Source organism: Citrobacter sp. R56, assembly GCF_016811995.1.
Classification (GTDB): Bacteria; Pseudomonadota; Gammaproteobacteria; order Enterobacterales; family Enterobacteriaceae; genus Citrobacter_D; species Citrobacter_D enshiensis.
This window is the reverse complement of the sequence record NZ_CP069159.1, coordinates 2,365,954-2,379,735: the sequence shown is the minus strand read 5'-3', so window position 1 is coordinate 2,379,735 and position 13,782 is coordinate 2,365,954. Positions and strand designations below refer to the sequence as shown.

The 13,782-nt window shown below is 51.7% G+C and carries 15 protein-coding genes; 9 read left to right on the top strand and 6 right to left on the bottom strand.

The window, feature by feature from the left end; all coding sequences use genetic code 11:
- The first annotated feature begins 124 nt into the window (after positions 1-124).
- On the top strand, positions 125-1,024 hold the full coding sequence (gene eamA, locus JM656_RS11320) for an O-acetylserine/cysteine exporter (protein ID WP_203357879.1): 900 nt from the start codon (positions 125-127) through the stop codon (positions 1,022-1,024).
- 31 nt (positions 1,025-1,055) lie between these two features.
- On the opposite strand, the gene marB is transcribed toward eamA, so the two are convergent.
- Genes marB through marR form a run of 3 tightly spaced genes read right to left on the bottom strand, consistent with a single transcriptional unit; the run spans position 1,056 to position 2,141 of the window.
- Positions 1,056-1,274, bottom strand: a complete 219-nt coding sequence (marB, locus tag JM656_RS11315; RefSeq protein ID WP_203357878.1) for a multiple antibiotic resistance protein MarB — start codon at positions 1,272-1,274, stop codon at positions 1,056-1,058.
- 33 nt (positions 1,275-1,307) lie between these two features.
- Positions 1,308-1,688 (bottom strand): MDR efflux pump AcrAB transcriptional activator MarA, encoded by a 381-nt coding sequence (gene marA / locus JM656_RS11310; RefSeq protein WP_192612173.1) that lies wholly within the window; start codon positions 1,686-1,688, stop codon positions 1,308-1,310.
- A gap of 18 nt (positions 1,689-1,706) precedes the next feature.
- Positions 1,707-2,141, bottom strand: a complete 435-nt coding sequence (marR, locus tag JM656_RS11305) for a multiple antibiotic resistance transcriptional regulator MarR (RefSeq protein WP_203357877.1) — start codon at positions 2,139-2,141, stop codon at positions 1,707-1,709.
- 259 nt (positions 2,142-2,400) lie between these two features.
- Between marR and JM656_RS11300 the strand changes: the two genes are divergently transcribed.
- Positions 2,401-3,066 carry a MarC family NAAT transporter gene (locus JM656_RS11300; protein ID WP_192612175.1) on the top strand — a complete coding sequence of 222 codons (666 nt, stop codon included), beginning with the start codon at positions 2,401-2,403 and terminating at the stop codon, positions 3,064-3,066.
- A 42-nt stretch (positions 3,067-3,108) separates the two neighbouring features.
- On the opposite strand, the gene JM656_RS11295 is transcribed toward JM656_RS11300, so the two are convergent.
- On the bottom strand, positions 3,109-4,305 hold the full coding sequence (locus JM656_RS11295; protein WP_203357876.1) for a sugar transporter: 1,197 nt from the start codon (positions 4,303-4,305) through the stop codon (positions 3,109-3,111).
- A 210-nt stretch (positions 4,306-4,515) separates the two neighbouring features.
- On the bottom strand, positions 4,516-5,382 hold the full coding sequence (locus JM656_RS11290; RefSeq protein WP_203357875.1) for a LysR family transcriptional regulator: 867 nt from the start codon (positions 5,380-5,382) through the stop codon (positions 4,516-4,518).
- Positions 5,383-5,484: 102 nt separating this feature from the next.
- On the opposite strand from JM656_RS11290, the gene sad reads away from it, so the two are divergent.
- The 7 genes from sad to JM656_RS11255 all read left to right on the top strand — a co-directional run bounded on the left by sad (position 5,485) and on the right by JM656_RS11255 (position 13,230).
- A complete protein-coding gene (gene sad / locus JM656_RS11285; RefSeq protein WP_203357874.1) occupies positions 5,485-6,873 on the top strand; it encodes a succinate-semialdehyde dehydrogenase in 1,389 nt (462 codons plus the stop codon).
- A gap of 110 nt (positions 6,874-6,983) precedes the next feature.
- Positions 6,984-7,910 (top strand): glutaminase B, encoded by a 927-nt coding sequence (glsB, locus tag JM656_RS11280; RefSeq protein ID WP_203357873.1) that lies wholly within the window; start codon positions 6,984-6,986, stop codon positions 7,908-7,910.
- On the top strand, positions 7,910-8,269 hold the full coding sequence (locus JM656_RS11275) for a DUF4186 domain-containing protein (RefSeq protein WP_203357872.1): 360 nt from the start codon (positions 7,910-7,912) through the stop codon (positions 8,267-8,269). Before glsB ends, JM656_RS11275 begins: the two co-directional genes overlap by 1 nt.
- A gap of 214 nt (positions 8,270-8,483) precedes the next feature.
- Positions 8,484-9,920 carry a GGDEF domain-containing protein gene (locus JM656_RS11270; protein WP_238929139.1) on the top strand — a complete coding sequence of 479 codons (1,437 nt, stop codon included), beginning with the start codon at positions 8,484-8,486 and terminating at the stop codon, positions 9,918-9,920.
- An 86-nt stretch (positions 9,921-10,006) separates the two neighbouring features.
- A complete protein-coding gene (locus JM656_RS11265; protein WP_203357870.1) occupies positions 10,007-10,534 on the top strand; it encodes a GNAT family N-acetyltransferase in 528 nt (175 codons plus the stop codon).
- A gap of 106 nt (positions 10,535-10,640) precedes the next feature.
- Positions 10,641-12,092: a tagaturonate reductase gene (locus JM656_RS11260; RefSeq protein ID WP_203357869.1), complete on the top strand. Its 1,452-nt coding sequence runs from the start codon at positions 10,641-10,643 to the stop codon at positions 12,090-12,092.
- A gap of 223 nt (positions 12,093-12,315) precedes the next feature.
- Complete coding sequence (locus JM656_RS11255; RefSeq protein ID WP_304521073.1) at positions 12,316-13,230, top strand: bestrophin family protein; 915 nt, start codon at positions 12,316-12,318, stop codon at positions 13,228-13,230.
- On the opposite strand, the gene JM656_RS11250 is transcribed toward JM656_RS11255, so the two are convergent.
- Complete coding sequence (locus JM656_RS11250; protein WP_203357867.1) at positions 13,193-13,543, bottom strand: GFA family protein; 351 nt, start codon at positions 13,541-13,543, stop codon at positions 13,193-13,195. The genes JM656_RS11255 and JM656_RS11250 overlap by 38 nt on opposite strands.
- Positions 13,544-13,782 lie beyond the last annotated feature (239 nt).

The following is a 13,782-nucleotide window of genomic DNA, read 5'->3' as shown; positions in this document are numbered from 1 at the left end:
TATACCTAATAAGTTGTCCGAAAGTGCCTTGCACGGCCTACCTGAATTAATGATCTGTTGCAGGACAACGATTTCCGCTAAGTTAACTTGTTTACAAAAATTTAATAATTGCAGAGGTCAGGGGATGTCACGTAAAGACGGGCTGTTGGCATTATTAGTCGTGGTAGTGTGGGGGCTGAATTTTGTCGTCATCAAAGTGGGATTGCACAATATGCCGCCACTGATGCTGGCGGGATTACGCTTCCTGCTGGTGGCGTTCCCGGCGATTTTCTTTGTTGCCCGCCCCAAAGTCCCGCTTAAGCTTCTGCTGGGCTACGGTCTGACGATAAGCTTTGGGCAGTTTGCTTTTCTGTTTTGCGCCATCAACTTCGGCATGCCCGCCGGACTGGCGTCGCTGGTATTACAGGCACAGGCCTTTTTCACCATTGTTCTGGGGGCGTTTGCGTTTGGCGAGCGTTTGCAGGGCAAACAGGTGGCAGGTATTGCGCTGGCGATTTTTGGCGTGCTGGTGCTGATTGAAGCCAGCCTCAACGGGCAACATGTGGCGATGACCGGGTTTATGCTCACCCTGGCCGCTGCGCTCAGTTGGGCGTGCGGGAATATCTTTAATAAAAAGATCATGCAGCATGCGCAGCGCCCGGCCGTCATGTCGCTGGTGGTCTGGAGCGCGTTGATCCCGATTATTCCGTTTTTCCTCGCCTCGCTGTTTCTGGATGGCTCCGAGCGCATGATGCAAAGCCTGGACAGCCTTGATACCACGACGGTGTTATCGCTGGTCTACCTTGCCTTTGTTGCCACCATTGTCGGGTACGGGATTTGGGGCACGCTGTTGGGGCGTTATGAAACCTGGCGCGTGGCACCGTTATCCCTGTTGGTTCCGGTTGTCGGCTTGGCCAGTGCAGCCGTGCTGTTGGATGAAACGTTAACCGGGCTGCAATTATTGGGCGCGGTGCTGATTATGGCGGGGCTGTATATCAATGTGTTCGGTTTTCGTTTACGCAAACCGGCACCGGCGAGAGGGTAAAAAAAGCCCCGCAGTGACGGGGCAAAACGAATTAGAGGTCATACCGATTGTAATAGGGTACGCCTAACTCGTCGGACTTATCGCTGCCAGCCCCCATATGATTGAAATCGAAAGGGGATTGATCGTGCGCAGTGGGTATGATCATCACATCGCGATTCGTCTGTGTTGTGGGCTGGGCAGTTTGTTCCGCAACACTCTGGCCGGAGACCACAAGCAACAGAGCCAGCATTGCAGAAGACAAAAATTTCATGATTTCCTCGATTACGTCGTTAACAGGCGATTATCAATGACACTGATTGAGTGGCAGCAAATACCGGGATTCGCCGTGCATATTGGTGATGCGGAACTTATGCGGCGGCACATCAAAGTAGTTTTTGAACGTCCGGGTCAGCGTTTGCTGCGACTCAAAGCCGTAACGCTCAGCCAGGTACAAAATTGGCTCGTTACTTTCTTTTAATTTCTGGGCTATCTCGGTCATTTTGCGGCTGCGGATGTATTGACCTAATGAATGGCCAGTTTCTTTTTTAAACATCCGTTGCAGGTGCCATTTGGAGTAACCTGAACGCTCTGACACCTTTTCCAGTGAGAGCGGCGATTCCAGGTTATCTTCGATCCAGTCCAAAATGCTATGAATAGTGATAGCGTCAGTGTTGCGTCTGGACATCGTCATACCTCTTTCTGTTTACGGCAGGATTTTCTTGAGTAAATACTCAAGTGTTGCCACTTCATCCGCCGTTAAGTTTTTTGTTAGTTCCTGGTGCAGGTCTTGTCCTACTAATTGATGACATTGCTCACAAATTGTCGCGCCGTGTTCGGTGAGTTTCACCAGCACGCCGCGTTTATCGTTGGGATTTGGCAGTCTTTCGATCCAGCCTTTACAGACCAGGCGGTCAAGCATGCGCGTCAATGCGCCGAGATCAACAGACAGCACTTTCTTAAGTTCAACCGGGGTAATGCACTCCGCGCAACGGATGGAACACAACACCTTAAACTGCGAGGCGGTGATATCCAGCGGTGACAGATAGTCGTTTAGCAAACGATCTTTTTTCTGATTTACCATGTAGATCAAGCGGCCAAGTGGAATGATTTCATTGAAAAGGTCACTGGTGCTTTTCACGATGGTTGCCCCGGCAAGTAGTTAGTCACGGCAGATACTATTGCCCAGGCAAGTATAAGTCAAACGAATGAATAGTGTGATGACACGATTTGCTAAAACGGTTCATGACGCTGATGGTTTAGCTTTTAATAACTTAATGATAATTACAGTTTATAGATGAGATGGGAAAATGAATGCTTACATCGCTGAAATGGCGGTCAGCGCTCATTTGAACTTATACTTGCCGCTAACTGAAGAGCGACTGGAGAAGAGATTACCAATGATAGAATTGTTTAAAGCGATAGGGCTGGGTCTGGTTGTTCTGCTGCCGCTCGCTAACCCACTGACTACCGTGGCGCTGTTCCTCGGACTTGCCGGGAATATGAACAGCGCAGAGCGTAATCATCAGTCGATGATGGCGTCGATTTATGTGTTCGCGATTATGATGGTGGCGTATTACGCCGGTCAGTTAGTCATGAATACGTTTGGCATTTCGATCCCGGGGCTGCGGATTGCCGGGGGATTAATTGTCGCCTTTATCGGTTTCAGAATGCTCTTTCCACAGCAGAAAGCACACGAGTCGCCGGAAGCGAAAAGCAAATCCGAAGAGATGGAAGACGAACCGTCGGCCAATATTGCGTTCGTGCCACTGGCCATGCCAAGTACGGCGGGTCCAGGTACGATTGCAATGATCATCAGTTCTGCTTCAACCGTGCGTGATGGCTCCGATTTTCCTGGCTGGGTTATTGCTGTCGCGCCGCCGCTGATCTTTGCGATTGTGGGGCTCATTCTGTGGGGCAGCCTGCGTAGTTCCGGGGCAATTATGCGTCTGGTCGGCAAAGGGGGAATTGAAGCGATTTCGCGTTTGATGGGCTTCCTGCTGGTCTGTATGGGCGTACAGTTTATCATTAACGGTATTCTGGAAATTATTAAAACCTATCATTAACGTCTACGGCCCGGCGCAAAAACGTCGGGCCTTATCTGTTCCTCACTGCGGTTGTGGCTGCTCCTCCAGCGAGACAGGCCAGCGGCGAAAAATTATCACTGACCAGATTAACGCGATAACCGCCGGAACGGCACCGACATAGCCGATGGCAGACATCGACCAGTGTAAACTCACCTGATTACCCACCAGCGCGCCCGCGCCAATCCCGATATTAAAGATGCCGGAGAACAAGGCCATCGCGACATCGGTGGCATCCGGCGCCAGCGCCAGCACTTTCACCTGCATACCCAGACCGATAACCATGATGGCAATCCCCCAGAAGATGCTCAACATCGCCAGGTGTGTTTCGCTGTCGGCGGCAGAGCGCAGAAGGAGCAGACACCCCACCAGCAGGACAATGGCAAAGGTAATGAGTGAGGAGGCATGCCGATTACCCAATTTACCAAACACCACGCTGCCGACGATCCCGGCACCGCCGAGAATAAGCAACAGCACGGTGGCAAAGTTGGCGCTCAGCCCGGCTACGGTTTGCACAAACGGCTCGATATAGCTGTACGCCGTGTAATGGGCGGTCACCACAATCACGGTCAACAGATAAAGACTCATCAGCGCAGGGCGGCGAAACAGTAACGGCAGGCTTTTCAGCGAACCAGAGTGCTCGCTGGGCAAGGTGGGCAGGAGCTTGAACAGACACACGAGCGTGACCAGCGCGCCCATGCCGATAGCCAGGAAAGTTGTACGCCAGCCAAAATATTGCCCAACAATGCGCCCTATAGGGATCCCGAGCACCATTGCCAGTGCGGTTCCGGTGGCGATCAGACTCAATGCCTGTGCACGTTTACCGGCAGGGGCCAGGCGGATGGCGAGTGAGGCGGTGATCGACCAGAAAATGGCGTGCGCAAAGGCGATGCCGATACGGCTGATGAGCAGAACGGTAAAATTCCACGCCAGAAATGAGAGCACATGGCTGGCAATAAACAGCACAAACAAACAGATCAGCAGTTTGCGTCGTTCCACCTGGCTTGTCAGTAGCATAAAGGGAAGTGACATCAGCGCCACAACCCAGGCGTAGATAGTCAGCATAATGCCGACCTGTGCCGTCTGCATATGAAAGCTTTGCGCAATATCAGAGAGTAAGCCGACGGGGACAAACTCGGTGGTATTGAAGATAAAAGCCGCAATAGCAAGCGTAACGACCCGTAGCCACGCGACTTTACGGGAAACAATGCGTGTTGACATAAAAAGTAATGGGGCTTATTGCGAAAGGGTTAGATCAGGATCTTAAAACGTTTTCTGGCGAAAACACAATCACTTTGTGATTAGTGTCACGTTTTTTAGTCGCTAAAAAAGTGACACCACTTCTGAACGCTCCGTGTACGCATTGCTGGTGGTGACGTTGTCACAAATTGACTTGCTCTCTGTGCCGCGCACACCCGCGATACGCTAATACTATGAGCGCGTTTGAGGAGGCAGCAGTTCAATAAAAGCTTCAAGTTGTCGGGTCATTGCGCCGCGTCGCCAAACCAGCCAGGTATTCAGCCAGCGCCACTCCTCAGTTAACGGCCATGCGTCGACCTGATGGTGTCCGGGCATACTTTCTAACATCGTGCGAGGAATCAACGCGATGCCCGCACCGGCGATAACGCATGCCAGCATCCCATGATAGGACTCCATTTCGTGAATCGTACCCGGTGTGGCGCGATCGGCATGAAACCAGCTTTCAAAATGACGGCGGTAAGAGCAGTTCGCGCGAAACGCGTAAATATTACTGCCGTTAACATCACTGGCACGGTGCACGGCGCGGTGACCGCACGGGGTGACAATCATCATCTCTTCACGGTAGACAGGCATCCCTTCAAGACCGGGGTGGGTAATGGGGCCATCCACAAAGGCGGCATTCAGTTTACCCTCCAGTACGCCCTCCAGCATGGTGCCGGAAGGTCCGGTCGATAAGGCAAACTGGATCTTAGGATAACGCTGGTTATATTCGGCGAGTGTGGCGGGAATACGCACGGCCGCCGTACTTTCCAGCGCGCCGAGGGAGAACAATCCTTGCGGTTCATCACCGGCAACCACCATCCGCGCTTCATCGACCAATGCCAGGATCTGCTGGCTATAACGCAAAAAATTATGGCCTGCCGGAGAAAGCCTCAGACGCTGATTCTCGCGAATAAACAGATCCACCCCGAGATCGGCTTCAAGCTGGCGAATGCGTGTCGTGAGGTTAGAGGGGACACGATGCACTTTCGCGGCGGCCTGGGTAATGCTGCCCGTCTGGGCGACAGCATTGAACATTTCCAGTTGCGTCAGATCCATGGTTTTCTCTTTTTGTGAACGGTGTGGTTAATATTATTCAATTTTCAGAAAGAGTAAACGGGGTCATGATATCGCCATTCCCTGTGATAAAGAGAGAAACCTATGAACCCGACATCAGCGACACATGCCATTTCAGTGGACCCGGCAACGGGCGCGCATTTGACGGCTATGCCCTGGAGTAGCGACAGCGACATTGAGCAGGCTCTCACTCTGGCCGCCAGTGGTTTTGCCGCATGGAAGCGCACGACGGTCGCGCACCGGGCGCAGAAACTGCGCAATGTCGGGCAGGCATTGCGACTGCGGGCTGAAGAGATGGCGCAATGCATTACGCGTGAGATGGGGAAACCGATCGCCCAGGCGCGCGGCGAAGTGGCAAAATCCGCCAGCCTGTGCGACTGGTATGCGGAACACGGTCCTGCAATGCTTAAACCTGAGCCGACGCTGGTGGAAAATCAGCAAGCGGTGATTGAGTATCGCCCGCTGGGAACCATTCTGGCGGTGATGCCGTGGAACTTTCCGCTCTGGCAGGTGCTGCGTGGGGCGATCCCCATCCTGCTGGCGGGTAATGGCTATCTCTTAAAGCATGCCCCGAACGTGACGGGATGTGCAGGGCTGATTGCCGATATTTTTGCCGACGCGGGGATACCTGAAGGTGTTTACGGCTGGCTCAACGCCAGCAATGCGGGCGTCAGCCAGATGATTAATGATCCGCGTATTGCGGCGGTCACAGTCACCGGCAGCGTTCGCGCTGGCGCTGCTATTGGCGCTCAGGCAGGGGCGGCGCTGAAAAAGTGCGTGCTGGAACTGGGCGGTTCGGATCCGTTTATTGTGTTGAACGATGCCGACCTGGACCTGGCGGTGAAAGCGGCCGTTGCTGGCCGTTATCAGAATACCGGACAGGTTTGTGCTGCCGCGAAACGTTTTATTGTCGAAGAAGGCATTGTCCGCGAGTTTACCGAACGCTTCGTTGCGGCTGCCGCCGCCTTGAAAATGGGGAATCCGTTTGACGAGGAAAACGATCTCGGACCGATGGCGCGTCTTGATTTGCGTGATGAACTGCATCAACAGGTGATGGCGTCGGTCGCAGAAGGTGCGCGTTTATTGCTGGGCGGAGAAAAAATCGCCGGGGAAGGCAATTACTATCCGGCAACGGTTCTGGGTGATGTGACGCCTGAAATGACGGCATTTCGCCAGGAGCTGTTTGGTCCGGTGGCGGCAATCACGGTGGCGAAGAGTGCCGGGCATGCCTTACAACTTGCCAATGACAGTGATTTCGGTCTGTCGGCGACGATTTTCACCGCCGATGAAACGCGCGCGCAGGAAATGGCCAGCCAGCTGGAATGCGGCGGCGTGTTTATCAATGGCTATAGCGCCAGCGATGCGCGGGTGGCATTTGGCGGGGTGAAGAAAAGCGGTTTTGGCCGTGAGCTTTCCCATTTTGGTTTGCATGAGTTTTGTAACGTCCAGACGGTCTGGAAAAACCGCGTCTGATGCATGAAGCGCCTCGTCAGGAGGCGCAAATGTCTCTCCCGGCCTGACGTCGCATATTCAGCTCTGTTATACTCGCAGACCTATTCAGACCTGCGGGCAAGGAGCATAGTGTGGCCAGGGCCATGGACAATTCAGTATTAGAGACCATTCTGGCGCAGGTTCGCCCGTTAATTGGTCAGGGAAAAGTTGCCGACTATATTCCTGCGTTAGCCACCGTCGATGGATCAAAACTGGGTATCGCCATTTGTACCGTTGATGGACAACTCTATCAGGCCGGTGATTCGCAGGAACGCTTTTCCATTCAGTCTATTTCGAAGGTGCTGAGTCTGGCAGTGGCTATGCGTCACTACCAGGAAGATGAGATCTGGCAGCGGGTGGGAAAAGATCCTTCGGGTTCTCCCTTCAATTCGCTGGTGCAGCTGGAGATGGAGCAGGGCATTCCACGCAATCCTTTTATCAACGCCGGTGCGTTGGTTATCTGCGACATGCTACAAGGACGGCTGAGCGCCCCGCGTCAGCGTATGCTTGAGGTGGTGCGCGTACTGAGCGGCGTTCCTGATATTGTCTATGATTCTACCGTGGCCCGTTCGGAGTTCGAGCATTCGGCGCGTAATGCGGCGATTGCCTGGCTGATGAAATCATTCGGTAATTTTCAGCATGATGTCACCACGGTTTTGCAGAATTATTTCCACTATTGCGCGCTGAAAATGAATTGCGTTGAACTGGCCCGCACGTTTGTTTTTCTGGCGAACCAGGGACACGCTTTTCATCTTAATGACCCGGTGGTGACGCCGATGCAGGCCAGACAAATCAACGCGCTGATGGCAACCAGCGGAATGTATCAGAACTCTGGGGAGTTTGCCTGGCGAGTAGGGCTACCCGCGAAATCGGGCGTCGGCGGCGGTATTGTTGCGATTGTGCCGCATGAAATGGCGATCGCCGTCTGGAGTCCTGAGCTGGATACCGCCGGAAACTCCCTGGCAGGTATCGCTGTACTTGAACAACTGACTCAACAATTAGGACGCTCAGTCTACTGATGAACGTGCCAGACACTCTGTTTACCCGGCTATCTCGTTCCACATTTCGTTCCCGGTTTCATCTTGGCGCGAAAGAGAGACAGTATTGTTGGGATAAAGGGGCGCAGGTCATCGATCAACATGCGGCAGACTTTGTGGCAAAACGTCTGGCCCCGGCGATGCCTGCCAATGATGGCAAGCAAACGCCCATGCGCGGTCATCCCGTTTTCATTGCCCAGCATGCCACGGCAACCTGTTGTCGCGGCTGTCTGGAAAAATGGCACCAAATCCCTCAGGGGCAGCCGCTCAGCGAGGAGCAGCAAACGTATATTGTGGCGGTGATTCATCATTGGTTAGTTATCCAGATGAATCAGTCATAACAAAATAAACGATTCCCGGTGGGCCGGTAATAACCACAAAACAACTCGTGAAAATATTGTGGTTTAAATAGTTACAATTCCTCTATTTTACAATATAACGTGATGCCCCCCTGCGTGGGTGAGTCACTTTTGCAAATAAAGCATGCTATGCTTAATTAGATTACCCCATTATGTCGAAATAATTGCCAGTGGCAATTATATGGATAGATATTTAATGCACGCACTCGTTACCTCCTCATTTCGTCTGTTTCAGGAAAATAATCCGTTACGTAATGCTTTCGCCATTTTTATGGTCACCACGCTATTTTATTTTATTGGCGCGCAATTGCGTCTCGTTGAAGAGTTATCGCTGTTCTGGCCTCTCAACGGCGTGATGGCAGGGGTGTTTGCCCGTTACGTCTGGCTTAACCGTCTTCATTACTATGCAGTATGTTATGTCGCCATGCTGGCTTATGATGCGATAACGACCGAATGGGGACGGGTGTCGCTAGTCATTAATTTATCTAATATGGCCTTTATTATTACCTTTGCTCAACTGATATTGTGGGATAAACGACGGGGTAACAATACGTATGAACCAATAAATGCCTTGCGTCTGTTCAATTATTGCCTGTTTGCCGCTTTGCTGTGTGCGTTAATAGGCGCGACAGGATCGACTGGCATTGACCGTCAATCATTCTGGCCGCTGTTTGCCGATTGGTTTAGCGAACAATTCTCTACTGGCGTATTGATTATACCCTGTATGCTGACGCTCTCTTTGCCAGGGACATTTACACGGTTTAAACCGGAACAGATAATGCCGGTTGTGGCGTTAATAGTCTCTGTGGCGGCCTCGGTGATCATTGGTGGAGCAGGGAGCCTGGCCTTTCCGCTGCCCGCGCTTATCTGGTGTGCGGTGCGTTATCCTACGCAGGTTACCTGTCTGTTGACCTTTATGACCGGGGCGGTTGAGATAATCCTGGTTGCTAATTCGATTATCAATATCTCTGTGGCTTCACCGCTTTCGGCGCCGCACATGTTCTCCGCACGACTGGGGATTGCCACGATGGCGATTTGCCCGGTGATGGTTGCGGTCAGCGTTTCGGCAATCAATTCGCTGATAAGACAAGTCTCTTTACGGGCCGATTTCGACTATTTGACGCGGGTATATTCCCGTTCCGGTTTATTTGAAGCACTTAAAAAACAGGAACAACAGAAACCGCAGCACGTGACGGTAATGCTGCTGGATATCGATTATTTCAAACAGATTAATGACAATTTCGGCCATGAGTGTGGCGATCAGGTGTTAAGCGCCTTTGCCCGCCACGTGCAAAAAATTGTCGGCGACAAAGGACTGGTGGCCCGAATGGGCGGTGAAGAGTTTGCTGTGGTTGCCTCTTCTGTGGATAGCAATGAGGGAATACAACTGGCGGAAAAAATCCGTAAAGCGGTTGAATTACAGCCCTTCAGCTGGCAGCAGCAAACCCTTTATCTGACCGTGAGTATCGGTTTGGGTAACGGAAGAACCGAATCACACGCTTTAGCTGATCTGTTTAATACCCTCATCGTTGAAGCCGACGAATGTTTATATCGCTCGAAAAAAGAGGGGCGTAACCGAACCAGCGCCAGGTTCGACAATGCAGAAATTGTGCCCGGTAATGATGCGGTGTAGGTGAAACATAACGTAATCCTATGGTTGTGGCGCTTGTAGAGAAAAAAGGATCAGTGCAGGGTAGTGCAGTCAATCAAGGAGACACTATGGCTGCCACTCATTCGTACTTTATCCTCGATGCTGAGCGTATCCGTAACAGAATCAATGAACTGAGCGATGTGCTTGAGGATTGCGTCAATCAAGGCGCGTCCGTCAGTTTTGTATTGCCCTTTGGTCGTGAAAAATCCCTGTCTTTCTGGACGAACGTCGCGCAAGGGGTTGCTGGTGGCGAGCGCATTGTCCTGGCGGCTGAAAATGCCGCGGGGATGATCGTCGGTACGGTACAACTCTTGCTTGATCAACCTGAAAATCAACCACACCGCGCCGACGTGGCCAAACTGTTGGTTCACTCATCCGCGCGCCGGGGTGGTGTCGCCAGGGGTTTAATGGAGATGCTGGAAAACTGCGCAAAGCAAAATCAGAAATCGTTGCTGGTGCTGGATACCGCAACGGGAAGTAACGCAGAGTTGTTCTACCAAAATTGCGGCTGGCAGAAAGCGGGGGAGATACCCGATTACGCGCAGATGCCTGACGGAAAGCTGACTGGCACCACGGTTTTCTACAAATACCTGTGATTTGTGTTTGAGAGTTGATCAAAACAGGGGTTCATTGTATTAAAGTTTGCTAACCTGTTCTACCAATTCAATCAGGTTGTATGACTAATCCAAAAGGGAACCCATAGTGAAAACTCTAAACCGTCGCGATTTTCCTGGCGCCCATTATCCTGAGCGTATCATTCAGTTTGGCGAGGGGAACTTCCTGCGTGCCTTTGTTGACTGGCAAGTTGATCTGCTGAACGAGCATACCGATTTGAATGCCGGTGTGGTGATTGTCCGTCCCATCGAAAGCGCATTCCCACCGTCACTCAGTACGCAAGACGGTCTCTACACCACCATCATTCGCGGTTTGAACGAAAATGGCGAAGCGGTCAGCGATGCCCGCCTGATCCGCTCAGTGAACCGTGAAATCAGCGTGTATGGCGAATATGATGAGTTCCTGAAACTGGCGCATAACCCTGACATCCGCTTTGTTTTCTCCAACACGACAGAAGCCGGGATCAGCTACCACGCAGGTGATAAATTCGAAGACGCGCCTGCAGTCAGTTATCCGGCGAAACTGACCCGACTGCTGTTTGAGCGCTACACGCACTTTGCTGGAGCGTCTGATAAAGGCTGGATAATCATTCCATGCGAGCTGATTGACTATAATGGCGATGCGTTACGAGAACTGGTTCAACGCTACGCAAAAGAGTGGGCGCTTCCTGAGGCATTCTTGCTGTGGTTGGATCAGGCAAACGCCTTCTGCTCGACGCTGGTGGACCGCATCGTGACCGGTTACCCGCGTGATGAAGTGGCGCAACTTGAAGAGTCGCTGGGTTACCACGATGCGTTTCTCGACACCGCTGAACATTTCTACCTGTTTGTGATCCAGGGACCGAAGTCACTGGCGTCTGAGTTACGTCTTGATAAATACCCGCTGAATGTACTGATCGTTGATGATATCAAGCCTTACAAAGAGCGTAAGGTTGCCATTCTGAATGGCGCACATACGGCACTGGTTCCGGTGGCATTCCAGGCAGGACTGGATACCGTTGGCGAAGCGATGAATGACGCAGAGATCTGTGCTTTTGTCGAAAAAGCCATTTATGAAGAAATTATCCCGGTACTCGATCTTCCGCGTGATGAGCTGATTTCTTTTGCCAGTGCGGTGACAGGGCGTTTCCGTAATCCGTACATCAAGCATCAGCTCCTTTCTATCGCGCTGAACGGAATGACGAAATTCCGCACCCGAATTTTACCTCAGTTACTGGCAGGGCAGCAGGCCGAAGGAACACTACCTGCGCGTCTGACGTTTGCGCTGGCCGCGCTGATTGCGTTTTATCGCGCAGAACGTAACGGGGAGTCTTATCCGGTTCAGGACGATGCGCACTGGATCGAACGTTACCAGCAACTGTGGAATCAGCATCGCGATGGTGTGATCAGTACGCATGAGCTGGTCAATACCGTGCTGGCGGTGGAAGAACACTGGGAACAGGACCTGACTCAGGTCTCCGGTCTGGTAGAACAGGTCAGTGCCTGCCTGGATGCCATTCTGACGAAAGGGATGCGCGACGCGGTGAAACCACTGTGCTAATTGCGCCTCGCTGAAGTGTTAACCCGGTTGCGGCCGGGTTTTTTAATAAACCATCATTAGTTACAACATACAATGATGGTGTATCTTACTTAGCCGATTTGTAGCACCTGCGCTGAAGGCGTCTGCCAGCAAGAAAAGGGGGGCGTTCTCTTTTTAGTGAAGCTTGCAACATTGATCGCGATCACGTTTAATGTCCCCGCTTTCCCATTTTCCGAAGATAATCATGATTGTTCGACCTCAACAGCACTGGCTCCGACAGATATTCGTCTGGCACGGCTCCGTTTTATCCAAAATCTTCTCCAGACTGCTACTGAATTTCATACTCTCTATCGCGGTTATCATCATGCTGCCGTGGTATACGATGCTGGGTATCAAATTTACCCTTGCGCCTTTCAGTATTCTCGGTGTCGCCATCGCCATATTTTTGGGTTTTCGTAACAATGCCTGCTATGCGCGTTACGTGGAGGCCCGGCATTTGTGGGGGCAATTGATGATTGCTTCCCGCTCGTTACTGCGTGAAGTGAAAACCACGTTGCCAGACGATCGTGAATTAGGGCAGTTTGTCCGTTTGCAAATTGCCTTTGCACACTGTTTACGCATGACGTTACGCCGACAGCCGCAGGCAGAGCCGCTGGCGAAATACCTCAGTACCGAGGATCTGCAGCGCGTCTTTGCTTCCCATTCACCGGCAAACCGCATTTTACTGTTGATGGGGGAGTGGCTGGCGGTTCGTCGGCGGGAAGGACAACTGTCTGATATATTATTTCACAGTTTAAACAATAGGTTAAACGATATGTCGGCGGTGCTGGCAGGCTGTGAACGCATCGCGAATACGCCCATTCCTTTTGCGTACACGCTCATTTTGCATCGCACAGTGTATCTGTTTTGTATTATGTTGCCCTTCGCGCTGGTGATGGATTTGCACTATATGACGCCGTTTATTTCAGTGCTGATTTCCTATACGTTTATTTCGCTCGATACGCTGGCCGAAGAGCTTGAAGATCCGTTTGGTACTGAAAATAACGATCTGCCGCTGGATGCCATTTGCAATGCCATCGAAATTGATTTGTTGCAGATGAACGATGAGGCAACTATCCCGGTCAAACACATCCCCGATCGGCATTATCAGCTGACGTAAATTCCGCATCGACAGCATCATCAAAACAGCCGGTTAAGAGAGCAATGGTGGGCGCATCATCAATCGCGCCTATCGAGCTTCCGCAACGGGAGCAAAAAGCTCTGCTGGAGAATTCAGATGAGCGCCACATCGCCGGTTTACCGCCTTTTCCTGTCCATTGGACATCCTGAGTATCAAATTCTAACCATCTGACGCTGTGCGCGCCCGTGTGCTTTTGACAGAGCGTGCATGAGCAGGTGTGAGGATTTCTGGGCGAGCGGGCACTAATACGGATAAAACCGCAGAGGCAGCCGCCGGTGTACACTTTCGTCATCGCCCATCTCCTGAAATTTGTGTCTCAAAACACTATCAGATGATCTGTCAGGCAACCAGTCTTCAGTGGAAAAAAGGCGAGGAGCGTTCAAACATACTGATTGCTAACAACATTCATCGGCATTTTGGGGGCGTTCGGGATTGATGGTTGCCGATTGTTGATTTATTGTGATTCCGTTCAATTAAGACATGATGTCTGAGAGGGCGTCATACCTCATTCACTTTTTATCGATCATTGAG